Source organism: Pseudoalteromonas sp. 20-MNA-CIBAN-0454 (genome assembly GCF_040308685.1).
Lineage (GTDB): Bacteria > Pseudomonadota > Gammaproteobacteria > Enterobacterales > Alteromonadaceae > Pseudoalteromonas > Pseudoalteromonas nigrifaciens.
This window is the reverse complement of the sequence record NZ_JBEOOB010000036.1, coordinates 23,214-41,677: the sequence shown is the minus strand read 5'-3', so window position 1 is coordinate 41,677 and position 18,464 is coordinate 23,214. Positions and strand designations below refer to the sequence as shown.

Sequence of the window (18,464 nt, the reverse complement as noted above, 5' to 3'; positions counted from 1 at the left end):
AAAGTTTTCTGGCGAATTCAATTATACCTTATCTTCATGCTGTTTGTTTTTCATACCACAAAGATCAACACGCCCTAATACTTATTTATAAATGTCACCCTCAGTAAATTAGCAATACTTATAAATTGATAAAAAAAACTCATTATCTATACTCTATAGGCTTAAAGGTATACTACAGCCATTGGCGAATAAAACACTACAGACATAGATTAAAAATTAAAAAACACAAATTTTAATTACTGCTCAAACTAATAAAAACCACAAAAAGCAGGCTAAAATGCAATATATCATTTGAATTCAATTTACTTGATGTGTAACATTTCGCGATTATGGTAAACCATTGCGCCCTTTTAACGAGATTAGCTAAATGCAAAAACATAACGAGTTATTGGTTTCTTTACGTAAAGTGATTCGTGCGATCGATTTACACTCTAAGCAACTGAATAAAACTTCAGGCTTAACTGGGCCACAACTGCTTATAATGCAAGAGGTTTCCCATACAGATGGGATAACAGCAAGCCGTATAGCTCAAAATGTAAATTTAAGCCCGGCAACCGTTACTAATATTCTTGATAGGATAGAAGGTAGAGACTTAGTAACTCGGGTACGTAGCCAAATGGATAAGCGTCGAGTGAGTTTATACCTCACCGATAAAGGAAAGGAGTTACTTGATAAAGCACCGCAACCACTACAAGAGCATTTTATTGCTAAGTTTTCGGCACTTGCAGAGTGGGAGCAGAGCCTATTACTGTCGTCAATGCAGCGCATTGCCGCAATGATGGATGCAGATAAACTTGATGCATCGCCTCTGTTAGAAGTGGGTGCGCTTACTCAAGCTCCTAAATAATAAATTTACACAGGATGTGCTTTTACATCTTAAATTTTCAATCAAAACCTGAGCAGCAATTTATGACTAAACTTTCGAAATTAACACTTGCCCTCATGCTAGCTGGTGCGTCGAGCAATGTATTCGCCGCAGATCTAGACACGCTTCAAACTCAGCTTAAACAACTTAAACAGCAAATGCAGATGCTAGAGCAGCAATTAGCAGCTGAAAAAACCAAACAACAACAAATTAATGAGCAACACGAACAACAAGTTGCTCAAATAAGTAAAAAAGCGGATACAAAAATTGTTGCTGTTGCAGAGTCTGAATCAGATAAAAAAGACGAAGGCATTAAAATTGGCGGTGCTATTCGCGCTAATTACAGCATTAATTCATACGATGATGACAATAAAGATCGCGGCGGCGACTTTGATTTTGATATTTTCCGTTTAAATGTATCTGGTGAAATTAATGATATTTCTCTAAATGGTGAAATTCGCTTTTACGATTACATGACTGTAATTAAATACGCTTACCTTGGTTATGAGTTTGTGGATGGTTGGGAAGGCCAAGCAGGTATAACATCTGTTCCTTTTGGTAACGGCCCGTACAACTCACACAGTTATTTTTTTAGCACTAACTATTACGTAGGGTTAGAAGACGATTTTGATTTAGGTGTGGTAGTAAAACGTAAACTTAAAGACAACTGGAAGCTAGACCTTGGTTTTTTCAAAAATGATGAACTAGGCGGAGTAGACGGTGGTTCCGATAAAAGCAAGCGTTACTCGTACGATATTGTAGGTAGTCGTGCACCAAATGAAGGTACATACGCAGAACCTGTAAATAAAATTGGTGAATACAATACCTTTGCAGGTCGCGCAACGTATCAAGTAGAGCATAGTAAAAACGTAATTACCGATCTGGGTGTATCGCTATTAAGTGGCGGCCTACATGACGGTAATGACCGTGCTGGAAGCTACGGTGCATGGGCTGTGCATCTTGATAGCAAAATTAATAACTGGAACGTACAATTTCAACATGGCGAGTACGACTACGACCTAGACGATAATAGCAACCGTTTTGCTGTAGGTGCTTACGCTTATTACGATACTGTTTCGAGCAAAGCAACAATGACTAACTTCAACGTAGCTTATAACTACTCACTTGAGTGGGGCCCAGTGACCGACATTCAGTTTTACAACGATTACGGTATTATTTACGACAAGTCTGATAACAGCGCAAATACTTGGATGAATGTAACGGGTATGAGTGTTGCTGCAGGTGGTTTCTTTAGTTACTTCGACTTTATCCAAGCACGTAATCAACCATTTATTGGCGGAACAATTATTGGTGAAGGCGATACAGAACGTCGCTTTAATATTAACCTTGGTTATTACTTTTAAGCCAAGCAAGGTTAATTAGCTAGTTAACCTGAACTCTGGTTAAGATATTTACTAACGTATTGAATCATAGTTATATTTGATTTTATTTTCTCTAGCCAGAGGTTTTCAGTGAAAACAAGGCGAATTTACGCGTCAATAGCTGGCCTATTGCAAGTAAATTCAACGCAGTTAGCGCTGAAAATAGCTGCTTGAGATAAGTTTATTATCCGCAGCTCAGGTTAGTTATAAAGGGCAACTTTGTTTGCCCTTTTTGCTGCGCTAATTTTATTTATTCCTTTATGTCCACGTATTAAGTAACTGCAATTGCGCTTAAATTTCGGCATTAATTACTCTATAATCAAACTAACTATAATTTAATAAAACTAACCTAAGTGAATATAAAAACAACCTATATATATTACAAAAAGGTATGGTTTAAAGTACTTGGCTTAATGCTAGTTGTACTTGGAATTATAGGTATAGTACTACCGGTTATGCCCACCACCATCTTTTTTATTTTAGCTCTGGCCTGCTTTACTCGCTCATCGCCTGCACTTGAGCATTGGCTTTTAAATCATCCACGATACGGCACTACCCTGCACCAGTGGCAAGCACATAAAGTAGTGCCTGTTAAAGCCAAATATTGCGCCGCTTTGGGCATGCTGGTTGGTTTTATATTTTTACTGGCTTCATCTCCTGCTGTTTGGGTTATTTTTTTAGTTGCCATAATTGAAGTGGCTGTAATGATTTATTTAATTTTAAGACCCTCTTCCATACCAAAAAGTTGAATATCCCGCTTTAACAACGTAAATACCCGCTGTTTATAAAAACTTAATGTAAAGTTTAGTAAGTATATTTGTAATAGCTAATACAAATCATTATCATGTGGTAAATATTAATTAGTTTACAGTTATTATGGCGTTTATTAACAAACGAGCTTTATATAGCACCAGCCGGGCTTTACACATTTATATTTCTACAGCGCTATTTTTTTTGCTTATTTTATTTTGTGTTAGCGGCATAGTACTTAACCATGTTGACTGGCTTAAAAATGATAAAAATAATGGCCAAATATCAACTCCAATTCCAAGTGCATTGGCTGCCAAAGCAAATGCGCAGTTAAGTACCTTACCTACACTCTACCCCGAAATAGAAGCTTACTTAGCCAAGCAATATGCGCTCACTAACGTAAAAAGCATTGAATGGGAAAAAGAGGACGCACTGGTAATGCTCGACTACCCATTACCCGCGGGGTTTGCCTACGCCGAGCTCGACTTTATAAGTGGCACACTAAACCTTGATTACCAAACAGGTGGTTTTTTAAGCCTAATTGGCGATCTACATAAAGGCCGACATAGTGGCGAAGCATGGAGTTGGGTAATAGATATCTCAGCTGTATTAATGATCTTATTTGCCATTACCGGCATGATTATTTTATTTCAAAACAGAAAAAAACGCTTAGCAGGAATATGGATAACGGTGTTAGGCATAGCAACGCCTGTCGTTATTTATTTATGTTGGGTTCCACAATTAAAAGGAGTGTATTAATGATTAAATTTAAAGTGTTTATAAGCGCAGCATTACTGCTAGTTGCGACGTTTTTTCAAGCGACTGCGCATGCACAAACTGCACAATTAGAAATTGAATTAAACCTACCCGAATTAGACGTACAACCGTATCACCGCCCTTATGTTGCAGTTTGGCTAGAAACAAGCGAGCGCAAACACGTTACTACGCTGGCACTTTGGGTACAAAAAGCCGAATGGTTTAAAGACTTACGCCAATGGTGGCGTAAAGCCGGTAAAAGTAACCTTAACTTCGACGGCATAAGCGGCGCAACCAAACGAGCTGGATCTTACACCATTAATTGGCAGGGCAATGATTTAGACGGTAACCCAGTAAAACCGGGTAAATACTTACTTAATATTGAAGTGGTACGCGAAGAAGGCGGCCGAGATTACAGCCGTGTCGAAATAGACCTAACACAAGAGGGTAAAATCACGATTGATGGTACCAATGAATTTTCACAAAGCTTCGTCACTATTATTGCCAAGTAATACATAGCAGCAAATAAAGCATCCGCTAAAACCATTTAAAAAGGAACGATTATGAAAATCAATTTACTTAAAAGTGCATTAATTGGCGCACTTACAGTCACTGCACTTGCATCAAGCTATGCTAACGCCCATGCACAATGGTTAGTGCCATCGCATACTTCTTTATCTGGCGATAAAGCGCATTATGTAATGATTGACGCGAGTATTTCTAATGAAATTTTTGCTCCCGACAAAGCATACCGCCCAACTGAGAAAGACGCACAATACGACGACAATTTACTGATGGCTATCGGCCCTGACGGCAAACCTATTAGCGATAATATTCGCGCTTACTTTTTACAGCGTAAAAACTCTGCGGCAGTTAAATTAACCAACGAAGGGACTTACCATATTGCAATGAAACGTGAACCACGTTTAATGACCTTTTATAAAGATGCAAAAGGTGAGCGTCGTCGTGTTTTTGGTGGCAAAAACAGTAAAGATATTCCAGCAGACGCTACAGATATTAAAACAACCAAAGCATTTTCTACCGTTGATACGTTTGTAAGTCGTAACGGCACATCTAAGCCTGCACTACTTGGTAAAGGTTTAGAGATTAGCGGCCCAACTCACCCTAACGATTTATTTGTTGGTGAACAAGCGCGTTTTCAATTGCTCAAAGCTGGTAAGCCGGCAGCAAACGTTGAGCTGGCAATATTAAAAGGTGATACACGCTACCGTAACGAACGTGGCGAAGTTAAAGTAACCACTGACAAAAACGGCTTTTTTAGCACAACGTGGCAGCACCCGGGTTTATACTTAATTGAAGCAAGCGTGAGCGAAGAGTCGTCTGAAAAAGGCATAGATAACGTGCGTTACTCGTTATTTACTACATTAGACGTTGCGCCAGAGTAATACTTAATTCTTGAATTAAAACATTAAAAACAATAAAGAGGCCAAGTAATTTACTTGGCCTTTTTTATTTACATTTACTAAATTAATTGTATTAAAAAACACCTCAATTCACCCTGTGGTTGCAACTACTCAACACAAGCACACCTATTTAAATTAGTACGTTCAGCGCAAAGTAAACACCAGCCTTAGCTATTTGCATAACTTAGTTTGTTTTGATCTTTGCACTATCCTATTAGCTTCTTTAAGATGCGGCGCTTTTAGACTCAACAATAGCAGCCCTTGGGGGATCACATGACCATACAGCGCTTTTCAGCGAAAAAATTAGCACTTAGCTTGGCCGTTACTACTGCATTGAGCACGCCTTATTCAGTAGCTGTAGCCGCAGAGCCAGATAGTCAAGCACAAGAAAATATCGAAGTAATTTCGGTAACGGGTACTCGTCGCAGCTTACGCAGTATTGCTGAAAGTTCAGTACCTGTTGATATTATTACCAGTCGCGATATGGCCAGTACAGGCCAGCTTGAAATCAGCCAAGTACTTGCAAACCAAGTGCCAAGCTTTAACTACCCAAGCGCAACAATGGGCGATGGTACAGACCATGCTAAACCTGCAGTTTTGCGTGGTTTAGCCCCCGATCACACCCTAGTGCTTATTAATGGTAAGCGTCGTCATTCAGGTGCGCTATTAAACTTAGCTGGCGTAGTTGGGCGTGGTTCAACAGCTGTTGATTTAAATATGATCCCAACATCGGCAATTAAGCGCGTAGAAGTATTACGCGACGGTGCCGCAGCGCAATACGGCTCAGATGCTATTGCAGGGGTTATTAATATAATTCTTAAAGATGCAGCGCAGGGCGGCAGTGTAAGCGTAACTTACGGACAATATGATACTCAAATGGCTGGAGTACCTCAGCTTGAAAGCGTGTACGCAGATGCAAACGGCAACTTAGCATTTAATACTGGCGACGATCGTAAAATGAGCGATGGCGCAACGCGTACTATTAGCGCTAATTCTGGTTTTTCGTTAGCCGATAACGGTTTTGTAAACGTATCTATTGAATATCGTGATAACGACTCTACCCAGCGCTCTGGTTTTGACCCTCGCGAGCAATATAGCCGCCTTGATGATGGTAGCCTAGATCCACGCGAGTTCACTATCGATCGTTACAATCACCGCTTTGGTAAAGCAGAGCTTGAAGACTATGCACTGTTTTACAACATGGGCTACGACTTTGATAACGGCTTAAACTTATACTCTTTTGGTAGCTACTCTAAGCGTGAAGGCAACTCAGGCGGATTTTATCGCCGAGCTGTAGATAAAAATAACATTTTAGACGTTTACCCTAATGGCTTTTTGCCACAAATTGAAACCGACGTAGAAGATTACTCTCTCGCTCTTGGTTTACAAGGTGAAACAGGCGACTGGACATGGGATGTAAGTACCAACTACGGCCGCAACGACTTTGCATTAGGCGTAATAAATAGCTTAAATACATCTTTAGGTGCCACCAGCCAAACCGAATTTGATAACGGCGCATTGGTTTATGACCAATTTATTGTTAATGGAGATGCCAGCACAGCATTTGATTTAGGTTTACCAGATGACGTATTTTTTACTATAGGTGCTGAATACCGCCACGAAAGCTACAAAATAGAACAAGGCGAAGAAGCTTCTTATATTACCGCGCTTGATAGTAACGGCAACCCAATTGCAGCAGGTGGTGCACAGGTACTATCTGGTTTTGGTCCGCAAAGTGTTACCGACGAAAGCCGCCACAACGTAGCACTTTTTGTTGAATTTGATACCTACTTAACAGAAAAGTGGAATGTGGTTTTAGCCAGCCGTTATGAAGATTACAGCGACTTTGGCGACACATTCACTTCAAAAATAGCAACGCGTTACAGTATTACTGATAACTTATCGTTACGTGGTGCAGCAAGTACCGGCTTTCGCGCGCCATCGCTAGCACAAAGCTCGTATCGTCAAATATCAACCATACTTGAAAACAACCAAGCGTTTGAAGTAGGTTTATTTCCAAGTGACTCTCCAGCAGCACAAGCATTAGGCGCTAAAAAACTAGACGCTGAAGACTCTGTAAACTTAACCGCTGGCTTTGTCTACACTCAAGGTAATTTTAGCCTAACGGTTGATGCATATCGTATTGATATTGATGACCGGATTGTACTCTCTGAAAACCTAGCCGGTGCAGCAGTTGCGCAAATTTTAGCAAACGCTGGTGAGCTAAACACCGAAAGCGTACGCTACTTTACCAATGCAATAGACTCACGTACGCAAGGTGTAGACATAGTTGCAACTTATTTACTGGAACTAGATAACCTAGGCGACGTACGCTTAAACGCAGCGGTTAACTTTAACGACACTAAAGTCACCCATATAGACGACAACCCTGAAGAACTCAATTCGTTAGGTGATGACTATGTTGTATTTGCTCGGCGTGAAGTGGGCCGTTTTGAAGAAGGCACACCAGATAGCAAACTAAACTTATCGGCTGTTTGGAGCTTTAACGAATGGCAAACTACACTGCGTGCCACGCGCTATGGCGAAGTTGCTGATATTTCTACAAGCAGCGACCGAGATGAATACCTAGATGCAAAATGGATAACCGATCTTGAAGTGGCTTATAGCCCTAACGATGAATGGAAATTTGCCGTAGGCGCTAACAACCTGTTTGATCAGTACCCACAAGCAACTGTAGATAACATTGGTTACTCTAACTTTGGTCAAATATTCCCGTACACCCCCTACGTGCCATACAGTTTAGATGGCCGCTTTTTATACGGTAATATTACTTACCGCTTTTAATAAAAGTGCTAGCTAAAAGTTGAAAGTTATAAAGGATGCATTACGCATCCTTTTTTTGCTGCTTAACGATTGATCTAAGTAACATTCGCGTTAATCCTGAAAAAAAATCTCATTATGATTAAAGCAGAGCTAGGGTATGTCAGCGTTAATAATACTTTGAAGGCTGTAAAATTTTAAAAAAAACAGCATTTTTAGCCACTTAAATTATTGTATTTTATAAGCGTGTCAGTCATTCTATTTATACGCAAACCACTTGGGTTTAAAAACTCACCTAGGAAAAACACGTGTTAGAAATAGCTTTAATTTACTTAGCGGCAGCAATTGTAGCTGTGCCTATTGCCAAACGAGTAGGGCTCGGATCGGTGCTGGGTTATTTAATCGCAGGCATACTTATTGGCCCTTATGCCTTAGCTATGGTTGGCGATCAAACCGATGTAATGCACTTTGCCGAATTTGGCGTAGTAATGATGCTATTTTTAGTTGGTTTAGAGCTGCAACCTTCACGTTTATGGACATTACGCCATTCAATTTTAGGGTTAGGTGGTTTACAAGTAGTGTTAACCGCAGCCGTTATTTTTGCATCTTGTTATTGGCTGTTTGCCATGCATTGGCAAACAGCCCTTGCCATTGGTTTAATGCTGGCGCTTTCCTCTACCGCTATTGTACTGCAAAGCCTAGAAGAAAAAGGCTGGCTAAAACAAGAAGCTGGGCAAAATGCTTTTTCTGTACTGCTATTTCAAGATATCGCTATTATTCCTATTTTAGCGTTATTACCCTTACTCGCATTTGCACCACTGAGTGGCAACGCCGAGATTAGTGATTCAATTATTGCCAACTGGCCGGTTTGGCAACAAGTAGGTGCATCGATTGCTGTTATTGCCGCCATTATTGTTTGCGGTAAATATATATCGGCCCCCATTTTTAGATATATAGCGCAAACACATATACGTGAAATATTTACCATTTTTGCGCTTTTTTTAGTGGTTGCTATTGCATTAGTTATGCAAAGTATTGGCTTATCACCTGCGCTGGGTACCTTTTTAGCTGGCGTAGTACTTGCCGAAAGTGAATTTAGGCACGAGTTAGAGGCCGACATAGAGCCTTTTAAAGGTCTGCTATTAGGGCTATTTTTTATTACTGTGGGCGCGTCGATTAACTTTGAACTGTTTTTTAATCAATTTAGCACTGTGATTAGCTTAGTTGTTTTATTGATAGTAATTAAAGCCTGTATTTTATTTGCGCTGGCTTTTACCTTTAAAATAAATAAAAAGCAGCAACTATTATTTACACTGGCTTTGGCACAAGGAGGCGAATTTGCTTTTGTATTATTAAGTGTAACTAGTACGCTAAGCATTTTAACGCCCGAACAAACCGCATTAACAACCTTAGTGGTGGCTATTTCTATGTTAATAGCCCCTTTATTATTAATGTTTTACGAGCAACTGCAAAAACGCGATAGCAGCGTAAAGCCTGAATTTGATAAACCCGAGCATATTAGCAGCGCTAAACATGTCATTATTGCGGGCTACGGTCGCTTTGGCCAAGTAATGGGGCGTTTACTGCATGCCCAGGGTTACGAAATAACAGTACTTGATCATAGCCCTACGCAAATTGAATTATTACGCCGCTTTGGTAAAACGGTATTTTATGGTGATGCTGGGCGTCAGGAGCTACTTGAAGCCGCAGGTGCAAAAACAGCACAAATGCTGGTAGTGGCTATAGATAACCCCGATAAAACATTAGAAATTATTAAGCTTGCGCAAAAAAACTACCCGCAGTTAAAAATTGTTGCACGTGCTATCGACCGTCGTCACGCTTATCAATTACTTAGTTTAAAAGTAGATGCCTTTAATCGTGAAACTGTTGATTCTGCCATCAGCCTTGCAGTTAAAGCGCTCGAGTTATTAGGTAACAATAAACCCGATGCCGAGCGAGCTGGTAAGCTATTTAGAGATCACGACCGCGCCAGTGTATTACAGTTAGCAAAATTATGGGGCGACGATATTAGCTACGGTGTAGCTGTACGCCAGCGTATGGAAGATTTAAAACAAGTACTACAACAAGACAAACAAGCACAAGAAGATTTAAATACCTGCGACGACAACGACTATATTGCGGGCTTAACAGAGGACGCTGCCAAGCCCAAAAAATCTAATGATAATGCTCACCTTGGATAGCTTGCCCCTGCTGGTTATAAAAGCCAGTGGCGCTATGCTCAATAAAACCAAGGTTAATCATTTTAGCTAAAAAGGGATCGTTTTCGTTGTCGCCTATATCGGCATAGTCAGTAGTTTGAAAGTTATCCCATTTAGCAAACTGAGCAACTATCGCTTGCTCGTTACTGCTTACATTATTAAGGCTGAGTAAGGTGTTTACTTGGCCTTTTTTACTGCTGACACTAAATGTTTTAACCAACTTTGACTGTGTAAATAAAGCCAGCTTATACTCAGTTTCAGCTTCGTTTAACACATAGTTTTTTACTTCATCACAACCTGTACCCTGAGTATTTACTAACGTCATTTTTGCTATTAAATGCGCATCCACCAGCTGGTTTTTTGCACTCCAGTTTTGTACTCCACGTACTTCTGACGGTTGGTATTCAATACCCCGCTGCTGAGCATTAAAGTAACGAATTGGCCGTATTTGCTTATTAGTTAAATGCTGCCACAGTTCGGTCGTTATTTCGTTTTGATGCGCTACTTGTTGCTGGTTTCGCCACAGGGTTAGCGCTTGAGTTGTTGGCTCGTTATTTTTATTGTTGGTTACAGTGTAAGTTGCTTTTAATAGCGCTGGGTTAACATTGCATTGCTGGGAAAAAGCGCTGCTACTGAATAATACGGTCATCATTAATAATGCTTTTTTCATTGGGTACTCTTTTTAAATGGCTCTAACTTATGCTTTTAACATAGCTAAAAATAATGGCTGTTTTATGACAAAATATAATATAAAAACAACCCGCACAGAGTACGAGTTGTTTTGCACACACAAATTATAAACTTACTACTGCGCCACTTTGTCGTTTGCTGTTTTAACTAAATCTGCGGCAAAGTCCATTACATGAAATAAAAAGCTTTGCTCATTAGTGCCTGTCACTAAGTGCGCACCAGGGCCTATAGCATATACGCCAACATCTTCACCTGCGTGTGTTTCTGAGCTCATTGGTACCAGCGCTTCTTGATGAAAACCAGGGGTAGTAGTATCAACATTGGTTAAATCAACCCGCCCTGTTACTGGTGCAAAGTTATAACCTACGTCAGCATCTGTTTCGCTACCGAGGTTTCTAAAACCACCACCATTGGTATAACCTAGCGTTGTATATGGCATATCATCGGCCGCTAGACTTGGCGTTGTTTCGCCTACGCCCACCACTTTACCTAAAATAGGATTACCGCGTTTAGGGTAACCCGCAATGGTAAATACATGGCTGTGATCGGCTGTTACAACAATAAGCGTTTCCTCTGGATTGGTGTTATCAACCGCAACTTTAACTGCTTTTGCCAATTCAATAGTGTCGTTTAAAGCGTTATATGCATTACCCGCATGGTGCGCGTGATCAATACGACCCGACTCAACGGTTAAGAAAAACCCTTTGTCGTTTTTGCCCAGTACATTTATGGCTTTTTCGGTCATTTGTGAAAGCGAAGGCTCGCCAGCAATATCATTTGCGCGGTCTGCTTCGTACTGCATGTGAGATTCGTTAAACAGCCCAAATACTTTAGTAGCATCATCGCTAATTGCATCAAAACCGGTTTGATCCATTACGTAAGTACCATTTGGATATTGCGTTTTCCATTCACTAATTAAATTACGATTATCAGTACGATCCCCTTCAACTGCACTTACTGCATCGGCTGAATTAAACGCAGCATCTTTTGGTAAAAAATGACGACGCCCGCCACCCATAACAACATCAATGCCATCTACATCAACACCATTAAAGCGCGCTTTTAGGTTGGCTTCAAAGTTAACCAGTTGCGATGCAATATCTTCACAATTAGCTGACTCGCTCGCGGGCATATCAGAAATATCTTCCCAGTTACGATCGGCCGATTTTGCGTACATAGCCGCAGGTGTTGCATGAGTAATGCGGGCAGTTGAAATAATACCGGTCGCTTTACCCGCAATTTCAGCAAGCTCTAGTGAGGTAACTAGCTCATGTCCTTTGCCCGACACACAATTACCACGCTCAACCGCTTCATCAATACCAATAACACCCACATCGGTTTTAACCCCTGAGGCCATTGCGGTCATAGTGCCGGCCGAATCGGGCGTTTGTGCATCTACGTTATAGGTTTTTACAAAACCTGAATACGGCATAGTTTCAAAGCTTAATTGATGCTCCTCACCCATTTCACCTTCTAACTGCCCGGCTAAAATACGCGCTGCAGTTATTGTCGAAATTCCCATACCATCGCCAACAAATAAAATAATATTTTTAGCCTTGCCTGACTCAGTCACTATGCTCGCATTTGCTGTTTTTGTGGTTGCTAACTTGGTTTGTGCATCGCTAAACCAAGCATTACTAGTAAGCGATGCTAACTGCTCGCTGCTAAGCGACGTAGCTGGTGCATTACATACTAAGTTACTTGATGTAGCCTCACTGCTTTCTAATATTCCATTACCGTTGGTATCTTCGCCTGTTTGTGTTGTTACTCCGCCGTTAACACATTGCTCAGACCCGACAGCAATTACGTTATTGACAGTTAATATACTATTTTGGTTTTTATCGCTGTCACTTGAGCAACCCGTTAGTGCAAGAGTTACTGCTAAAGAAAGTACCGTTAATTTTTTCATGTTAGCCGCCATTATTGCTGAGTTAGTTCAAGAGCTTGATTAATTATATGAAACACTACATTTTGCTCAATTACGCCTTGTGCAAGCTGAGCACCGGGGCCTGTTGCATGCAATGAAATGTCTTCACCTGCGTGTGTTTCCGAGGCCAATGGCACTGTTGTTTCTTGATGAAAACCAGGGGTTGTTGTATCAATCCCTTGTAACTCAACGCGCCCTGCCACAGCAGCACTTGCATAGCTTGCATCGGCATCTGTTTCATCACCTAAGTTTCTAAACCCTAAACCATTGGCGTAACCAACTGTGGTATAGGGCTTGTTATCGGCAGCTAGGCTGGGGGCTGTTTCGCCCACGGCCACAACTTGACCTAAAATAGGGTTGCCGCGTTTGGGATAGCCCGCAATAGTAAATACATGACTGTGATCGGCAATGACTAAAATGAGGGTTTCTTCTGGATTGGTGTTATCAACCGCAGCTTGTACCGCTTTGGCCAACTCTATTGTGTCGTTAAGTGCATTATAGGCATTGCCCGCATGGTGCGCGTGATCAATACGACCCGATTCAACGGTTAAGAAAAAGCCTTTGTCGTTTTTGCCCAACACTTCAATTGCTTTAGTAGTCATATCGGTAAGTGAAGGCTCGCCAGCAATATCGTTTGCGCGGTCTGCTTCGTATTGCATGTGGGATTCGTTAAATAAGCCAAATACTTTAGTAGCGTCATCGGCAATATTATCAAAGCCGGTTTGGTCCATAACATACGTTGCAGTAGGGTATTGCGCTTGCCATTCACTAATCAAATTACGATTATCGGTACGATCCCCTTCTATTGCGCTTACTGCGTCTGTTGAATTAGCTGCTACGTTTTTGGGTAAAAAGTGCCGACGTCCGCCGCCCATAACAACATCAAGGCCATCTATATCAGTACCAACAAAACGTGCCTCTAGGTTTTTTTCAAAGTTAATTAGTTGCGAGGCAATATCTTCACAGCCAGCTGCAATTGCATCCTCTGGCATGTCTGAAATATCTTCCCAGTTACGATCGGCCGATTTAGCATACGTTGCTGCAGGCGTTGCATGGGTAATTCGCGCTGTTGAAATAACCCCAGTTGCTAGGCCTTTAATTTCTGCCAGCTCTGTTGCTGTTAGTAACTCGTTGCCCGCAACTGTTGAACACATCCCACGCTCTATATTTTCGTCAACACCTATTACGCCAACATCGGTTTTTACACCCGAGATCATCGCAGTCATAGTGCCCGCAGAATCGGGAGTTTGTGCATCTACGTTATAGGTTTTAACTTGTGCGGAATACGGAAATGCCTCAAAGCTTAAGTAACCCTCCTCCCCCGATTGGTTATTGCGTTGTCCTTGTAAAATACGTGCGGCGGTTAGCGTTGATACCCCCATACCATCACCAACAAATAAAATTACGTTTTTAGCTTTGGTGGCTTTAACACTCTGCGCTTGGGTAGTTTTTGTTGTTAATTTTGTTTGCGCAGCACTATACCAACTGCTGTCTTTTTGGCTTTGCGGTAATACATTGGCATAACTAGCTGCGTTAAACGCAAATGTTAGCGCTATTGCCGCAGCAACTTTTTTAATTTTCATCCATAATTCCCATTATTTAGTGATTATTTTTTAAAAAATGTGTGACCACAAAAAGATCAACCGCTGCACTATAAAAAATAGATATGACTAATAAAGGTAATTTTTATGAAAGTTAAATGACTAAATTTATGAATGTAACTACTATAAAATCAAAACGCATTAAAAACACAAAACAAAGTGAAAAAATAAAACCCTTAATTTACAAAAGGATATAAAATAATCATGCCGTTTTATATAACTTTTAATTATATAAAGCTTGCTACATGTTTTAACTTACTCTAACATGCCTGCATCGGGTTGATTGAAAACCCAGCTTATTTGTAAGTACCACGTTGTTATTAGTAATAATCCTGCGCGTTATCCTCAGTTATATGCTTGTTTTCTCCCTGTTAAATTGCCTATTTTAAGGCACACTTTTATTAATTCTTAGGATACTATTATGTCTAATACTACAACTGGTACAGTAAAATTTTTTAACGAAGCAAAAGGTTTTGGCTTTATCGAGCAAGAATCTGGCGCAGACGTGTTTGCACATTTCAGTGCAATTTCAGGCGACGGTTTCAAAACTTTAGCTGAAGGCCAACGTGTACAGTTTACTGTTACTCAAGGTCAAAAAGGCCCACAAGCCGAAAACATTGTTTGTATCTAATTGCATAACAATTTAATGGGTTAGCAATAACCCATTTAGAATACTAGTTTGAAAGAAGTTCTGTTTTATTTGTTAGTACCGAGTTGTTTTAGTAATAATCCTACGCGATATCCTCAAGTTAACTATTTTTTCCGGCTCAATCGCCTCTTTTCAGGCACACTTATATTAATTTTTTAGGATACATATTATGTCTACTACAACTACTGGTTCAGTAAAATGGTTTAACGAAGCAAAAGGTTTTGGCTTTATCGAGCAAGAATCTGGCGCAGACGTGTTTGCACATTTCAGTGCAATCTCTGGCGACGGTTTCAAAACTTTAGCTGAAGGCCAACGTGTACAGTTTACTGTTACTCAAGGTCAAAAAGGCCCACAAGCCGAAAACATTGTTTGCATCTAATTGCGTAACAATTTAATGGGTTAGCAATAACCCATTTAGAATACTAGTTTGAAAGAAGTTCTGTTTTATTTGTTAGTACCGAGTTGTTTTAGTAATAATCCTACGCGTTATCCTCAAGTTAACTATTTTTTCCGGCTCAATCGCCTCTTTTCAGGCACACTTATATTAATTTTTTAGGATACATATTATGTCTAATACAACTACTGGTTCAGTAAAATGGTTTAACGAAGCAAAAGGTTTTGGCTTTATCGAGCAAGAATCTGGCGCAGACGTGTTTGCACATTTCAGTGCAATCTCTGGCGACGGTTTCAAAACTTTAGCTGAAGGCCAACGTGTACAGTTTACTGTTACTCAAGGTCAAAAAGGCCCACAAGCCGAAAACATTGTTTGTATATAAACACTGTTAAATAATACGCTTTAGTGTATTAACAGCTCACATATAATTAATTTGTCTGTGAGCTAATTTTTTACCACTTACATTAAGTAATTGGTATTACTAAACATTTAAAATTGAGTATGTACTATGCAGCTTAATTTATTTTCGACTCACTGTTCGAGTCAGTCTCGCCTTATGCTTTATTCCACCTTATCTTTATCAATCTTAAGTCTTTTATATTCCTAGTTTGTAGATACACAGTAAAAGCGCTGGGCGAATTTAAGAGAGTTTTATGAATTTGAACCCAACCGCACCATTATCATCACCAATTTATGACAACCCGATCCCGGGTCGTGAATTTATTTTAAGCCTTTTTGGCAAAATGAAAAAAAACCTTAACCGTGAACAAATCGCGCATGCCTTAGAGCTAAAAAATGCTGAGCAAAAAGAATCCCTCAGAAGGCGTTTACGCGCCATGGAACGCGATGGCCAACTTATGTTTAGCCAACACAAAGGTTACCAAGTTATTGATCAAGCCTTACTTGTGAGTGGTGTAATTACCCTACATGCAGATGGCTTTGGTTTCGTTAATTATAGCGCCAGCGAAAAAGATTTATTTATCGCTAAGAACCAGTTAGCTCACGTATTTGAAGGCGATATAGTACAAATACTACAAGAAGCCGCTAGTCATAAACGCTCAAACAATAAATTAATAAAAATTATTGAGCATAAAACCACCCATTTAGCCGGTATATTAAAGCGCCAAGGCACAGACTACGTGCTAGTAGCCGATAACACAAAATGCCCACAAAAAGTGCAAGTAGCGCAGTGCCAATTAGCAAACACCAGTGTGGGCCAGTATGTAAACACTAAAATTACCCAGTACCCTACTTTTCGCCATGCAACTCAAGTGCAAATAACCGAAGTACTTGGTCTGCCTCACTCTGCAGGTATGGAAACAAAGCTTGCGCTGCGTCGTCATGGTGTTGCAGATAGCTGGAGCAAGGATTTACTAGCACAAGCAAGTTCACTTGGTAATAAAGTAACCGAGCAAGATAAATTAGCGCGTGTAGATTACCGCTTGTTTCCGTTTGTTACTATTGATGGCGAAGACGCAAAAGATTTTGACGACGCCGTATACTGCGAAAGAACAGAGCAAGGAGACTGGCGTTTACTGGTCGCTATTGCCGATGTGTCGCATTATGTAAAACCCAATGATGTGTTAGATATAGAAGCGCAGCAACGTGCCACCTCTATTTATTGCCCAGGGCAAGTTATTCCTATGCTGCCAGAAGCATTATCAAATGGCCTGTGCTCGTTAAACCCACATGAAGATCGCCTGGTATTAGTGTGTGATATGACTATTAGCCAAGATGGTCAAGTGACTCAAGCTAATTTTACAGAGGGGCTGATCCACTCACATGCAAGGCTAACCTACACACAAGCACATGCTGTCATCGCTAAACCTAGTTCTAGCTCAGCTAAACAATTAGCCGAATTGAATGCTGATGTGTCGCCACTGATTAAAAATTTGCATTATCTTTATTTAGATTTAAGCGCAGCGCGCAAACTTCGCGGCGCTATTGATTTTGATACGCAAGAGCTCAAGCTTAATCTGAATAAAAATCAAAAAATTACCAGTATTGAGCCAATAGAGCGCAATGACGCACACCGCATGATTGAAGAATTTATGCTGTGCGCTAACGTGTGTACCGCACAATTTTTAGATAAACACCAAATCCCCGGATTATTTAGAGTACATGCAGGGCCACAACAGAAAAAGCTACAAACGCTACGGGCGCTACTGGCCGAAAAAAGACTGCAGCTTGGCGGCGGTGATAAGCCAACGCCAGCCGATTACAATAAACTACTAAATAACATTAGTCAGCGCAGCGATGCCAGCGTGATCCGTACTTTATTACTGCGCTCACAATCGCAAGCCGAATACTCGGCTAAAAACCAAGGTCACTTTGGCCTAGCATACGATGCTTACGCTCACTTTACCTCGCCAATTCGTCGCTATGCAGATTTAGTAACCCATCGTGCAATTCGCGCCAAAATTCAGGCTAAGCAGCAAAATGGTTTACAGCGGGCGATAAGCTTCTTAAATGTGTTTGCTAATAAAGCGTCTAACGTTAGCAAGTTAGCTAAAAAGGCATACCCTTATAACCTTGAAAGTATAGAAACATTAAGCTTGCATTGCTCAGCACAATCGCGCAAAGCCAACGATATTAGCCGTGAAGTAGAAAGCGCCTTAAAATGTAGCTATATGGAAAAATACCTTGGCGATACATTTACCGCCACTATTAGTGGCGTATCAAGCGCTGGTTTTTTTGTTGAGCTAGACTGCACAGGCGTTGAGGGTTTAGTAGCGGTGAGTAGCTTCAGCCAAGGTGAGTTTGTATTTAATGCTGCCAAACAACAGTGGAGCAACAGCAAACAAAAATTTACTATTGGTGAGCGTGTGAATGTGACCTTAAAAAGTATTGACTTACGCCAACGTAAAATGAGCTTTTCACTGGCTAGTTTAACGTTTCATTAATTGCAGACAAGCTGCACTGTTAGTTATTAATTTAAACCGCCGCGCTTAACTGTGAAATTTAATAGCTAACTTTATTAGCATTTATTGTTGTCGTGCTTGAGCATAACACCTGTATTGCCTACA

At 40.5% G+C, this 18,464-nt stretch carries 15 protein-coding genes; 12 read left to right on the top strand and 3 right to left on the bottom strand.

Features of this window, described 5'->3' with window-relative positions; all coding sequences use genetic code 11:
• Positions 1 to 367 precede the first annotated feature (367 nt).
• The 8 genes from AAEZ22_RS15305 to AAEZ22_RS15270 all read left to right on the top strand — a co-directional run bounded on the left by AAEZ22_RS15305 (position 368) and on the right by AAEZ22_RS15270 (position 10,159).
• The gene (locus tag AAEZ22_RS15305; protein ID WP_011329592.1) at positions 368 to 847 is read left to right on the top strand and encodes a MarR family winged helix-turn-helix transcriptional regulator; all 480 of its coding nucleotides are present in this window, start codon (positions 368 to 370) and stop codon (positions 845 to 847) included.
• A 62-nt stretch (positions 848 to 909) separates the two neighbouring features.
• The gene (locus AAEZ22_RS15300) at positions 910 to 2,229 is read left to right on the top strand and encodes a putative porin (protein ID WP_011329593.1); all 1,320 of its coding nucleotides are present in this window, start codon (positions 910 to 912) and stop codon (positions 2,227 to 2,229) included.
• Between the two features lie 371 nt (positions 2,230 to 2,600).
• On the top strand, positions 2,601 to 2,996 hold the full coding sequence (locus AAEZ22_RS15295; RefSeq protein WP_041454623.1) for a YbaN family protein: 396 nt from the start codon (positions 2,601 to 2,603) through the stop codon (positions 2,994 to 2,996).
• A gap of 127 nt (positions 2,997 to 3,123) precedes the next feature.
• A complete protein-coding gene (locus AAEZ22_RS15290) occupies positions 3,124 to 3,756 on the top strand; it encodes a PepSY-associated TM helix domain-containing protein (protein WP_011329595.1) in 633 nt (210 codons plus the stop codon).
• Positions 3,756 to 4,265: a DUF2271 domain-containing protein gene (locus AAEZ22_RS15285; protein WP_089368903.1), complete on the top strand. Its 510-nt coding sequence runs from the start codon at positions 3,756 to 3,758 to the stop codon at positions 4,263 to 4,265. The genes AAEZ22_RS15290 and AAEZ22_RS15285 overlap by 1 nt, the downstream gene beginning before the upstream one ends.
• A gap of 51 nt (positions 4,266 to 4,316) precedes the next feature.
• Positions 4,317 to 5,159 (top strand): DUF4198 domain-containing protein, encoded by an 843-nt coding sequence (locus AAEZ22_RS15280; protein ID WP_011329597.1) that lies wholly within the window; start codon positions 4,317 to 4,319, stop codon positions 5,157 to 5,159.
• Positions 5,160 to 5,450: 291 nt separating this feature from the next.
• On the top strand, positions 5,451 to 7,982 hold the full coding sequence (locus tag AAEZ22_RS15275) for a TonB-dependent receptor plug domain-containing protein (protein ID WP_352297896.1): 2,532 nt from the start codon (positions 5,451 to 5,453) through the stop codon (positions 7,980 to 7,982).
• A gap of 284 nt (positions 7,983 to 8,266) precedes the next feature.
• Positions 8,267 to 10,159 carry a monovalent cation:proton antiporter-2 (CPA2) family protein gene (locus tag AAEZ22_RS15270; protein WP_192531613.1) on the top strand — a complete coding sequence of 631 codons (1,893 nt, stop codon included), beginning with the start codon at positions 8,267 to 8,269 and terminating at the stop codon, positions 10,157 to 10,159.
• Here the strand turns inward: AAEZ22_RS15270 and AAEZ22_RS15265 are convergent.
• The 3 genes from AAEZ22_RS15265 to AAEZ22_RS15255 form a co-directional block, all read right to left on the bottom strand.
• Entirely contained in the window at positions 10,134 to 10,847 is a 714-nt protein-coding gene (locus AAEZ22_RS15265; RefSeq protein ID WP_197182237.1) for a hypothetical protein, read from the bottom strand. The genes AAEZ22_RS15270 and AAEZ22_RS15265 overlap by 26 nt on opposite strands.
• Positions 10,848 to 10,982: 135 nt before the next feature.
• Positions 10,983 to 12,776 carry an alkaline phosphatase gene (locus AAEZ22_RS15260; RefSeq protein WP_197182236.1) on the bottom strand — a complete coding sequence of 598 codons (1,794 nt, stop codon included), beginning with the start codon at positions 12,774 to 12,776 and terminating at the stop codon, positions 10,983 to 10,985.
• An 11-nt stretch (positions 12,777 to 12,787) separates the two neighbouring features.
• Positions 12,788 to 14,377 (bottom strand): alkaline phosphatase, encoded by a 1,590-nt coding sequence (locus tag AAEZ22_RS15255; protein ID WP_352297891.1) that lies wholly within the window; start codon positions 14,375 to 14,377, stop codon positions 12,788 to 12,790.
• 439 nt (positions 14,378 to 14,816) lie between these two features.
• Here AAEZ22_RS15255 and AAEZ22_RS15250 point away from each other — a divergent pair, with 439 nt between their 5' ends.
• The 4 genes from AAEZ22_RS15250 (at position 14,817) to rnr (ending at position 18,341) form a co-directional block, all read left to right on the top strand.
• On the top strand, positions 14,817 to 15,026 hold the full coding sequence (locus AAEZ22_RS15250; RefSeq protein WP_011329603.1) for a cold-shock protein: 210 nt from the start codon (positions 14,817 to 14,819) through the stop codon (positions 15,024 to 15,026).
• Between the two features lie 187 nt (positions 15,027 to 15,213).
• Entirely contained in the window at positions 15,214 to 15,423 is a 210-nt protein-coding gene (locus AAEZ22_RS15245; RefSeq protein WP_064664818.1) for a cold-shock protein, read from the top strand.
• A 187-nt stretch (positions 15,424 to 15,610) separates the two neighbouring features.
• Positions 15,611 to 15,820: a cold-shock protein gene (locus tag AAEZ22_RS15240; protein ID WP_007377377.1), complete on the top strand. Its 210-nt coding sequence runs from the start codon at positions 15,611 to 15,613 to the stop codon at positions 15,818 to 15,820.
• A 271-nt stretch (positions 15,821 to 16,091) separates the two neighbouring features.
• A complete protein-coding gene (gene rnr, locus AAEZ22_RS15235; protein ID WP_352297888.1) occupies positions 16,092 to 18,341 on the top strand; it encodes a ribonuclease R in 2,250 nt (749 codons plus the stop codon).
• Positions 18,342 to 18,464: the final 123 nt, after the last annotated feature.

What these genes read in the sequence shown, in the direction of transcription:
- AAEZ22_RS15300 (WP_011329593.1), top strand. Translation starts at nt 910, where the DNA reads ATGACTAAACTTTCGAAATTAACACTTGCCCTCATGCTAGCTGGTGCG.
- AAEZ22_RS15245 (WP_064664818.1), top strand. Translation starts at nt 15,214, where the DNA reads ATGTCTACTACAACTACTGGTTCAGTAAAATGGTTTAACGAAGCAAAA.
- AAEZ22_RS15260 (WP_197182236.1), bottom strand. Translation starts at nt 12,776, where the DNA reads ATGAAAAAATTAACGGTACTTTCTTTAGCAGTAACTCTTGCACTAACG.
- AAEZ22_RS15265 (WP_197182237.1), bottom strand. Translation starts at nt 10,847, where the DNA reads ATGAAAAAAGCATTATTAATGATGACCGTATTATTCAGTAGCAGCGCT.
- AAEZ22_RS15280 (WP_011329597.1), top strand. Translation starts at nt 4,317, where the DNA reads ATGAAAATCAATTTACTTAAAAGTGCATTAATTGGCGCACTTACAGTC.
- AAEZ22_RS15250 (WP_011329603.1), top strand. Translation starts at nt 14,817, where the DNA reads ATGTCTAATACTACAACTGGTACAGTAAAATTTTTTAACGAAGCAAAA.
- AAEZ22_RS15275 (WP_352297896.1), top strand. Translation starts at nt 5,451, where the DNA reads ATGACCATACAGCGCTTTTCAGCGAAAAAATTAGCACTTAGCTTGGCC.
- AAEZ22_RS15240 (WP_007377377.1), top strand. Translation starts at nt 15,611, where the DNA reads ATGTCTAATACAACTACTGGTTCAGTAAAATGGTTTAACGAAGCAAAA.
- rnr (WP_352297888.1), top strand. Translation starts at nt 16,092, where the DNA reads ATGAATTTGAACCCAACCGCACCATTATCATCACCAATTTATGACAAC.
- AAEZ22_RS15305 (WP_011329592.1), top strand. Translation starts at nt 368, where the DNA reads ATGCAAAAACATAACGAGTTATTGGTTTCTTTACGTAAAGTGATTCGT.
- AAEZ22_RS15255 (WP_352297891.1), bottom strand. Translation starts at nt 14,377, where the DNA reads ATGAAAATTAAAAAAGTTGCTGCGGCAATAGCGCTAACATTTGCGTTT.
- AAEZ22_RS15285 (WP_089368903.1), top strand. Translation starts at nt 3,756, where the DNA reads ATGATTAAATTTAAAGTGTTTATAAGCGCAGCATTACTGCTAGTTGCG.
- AAEZ22_RS15290 (WP_011329595.1), top strand. Translation starts at nt 3,124, where the DNA reads ATGGCGTTTATTAACAAACGAGCTTTATATAGCACCAGCCGGGCTTTA.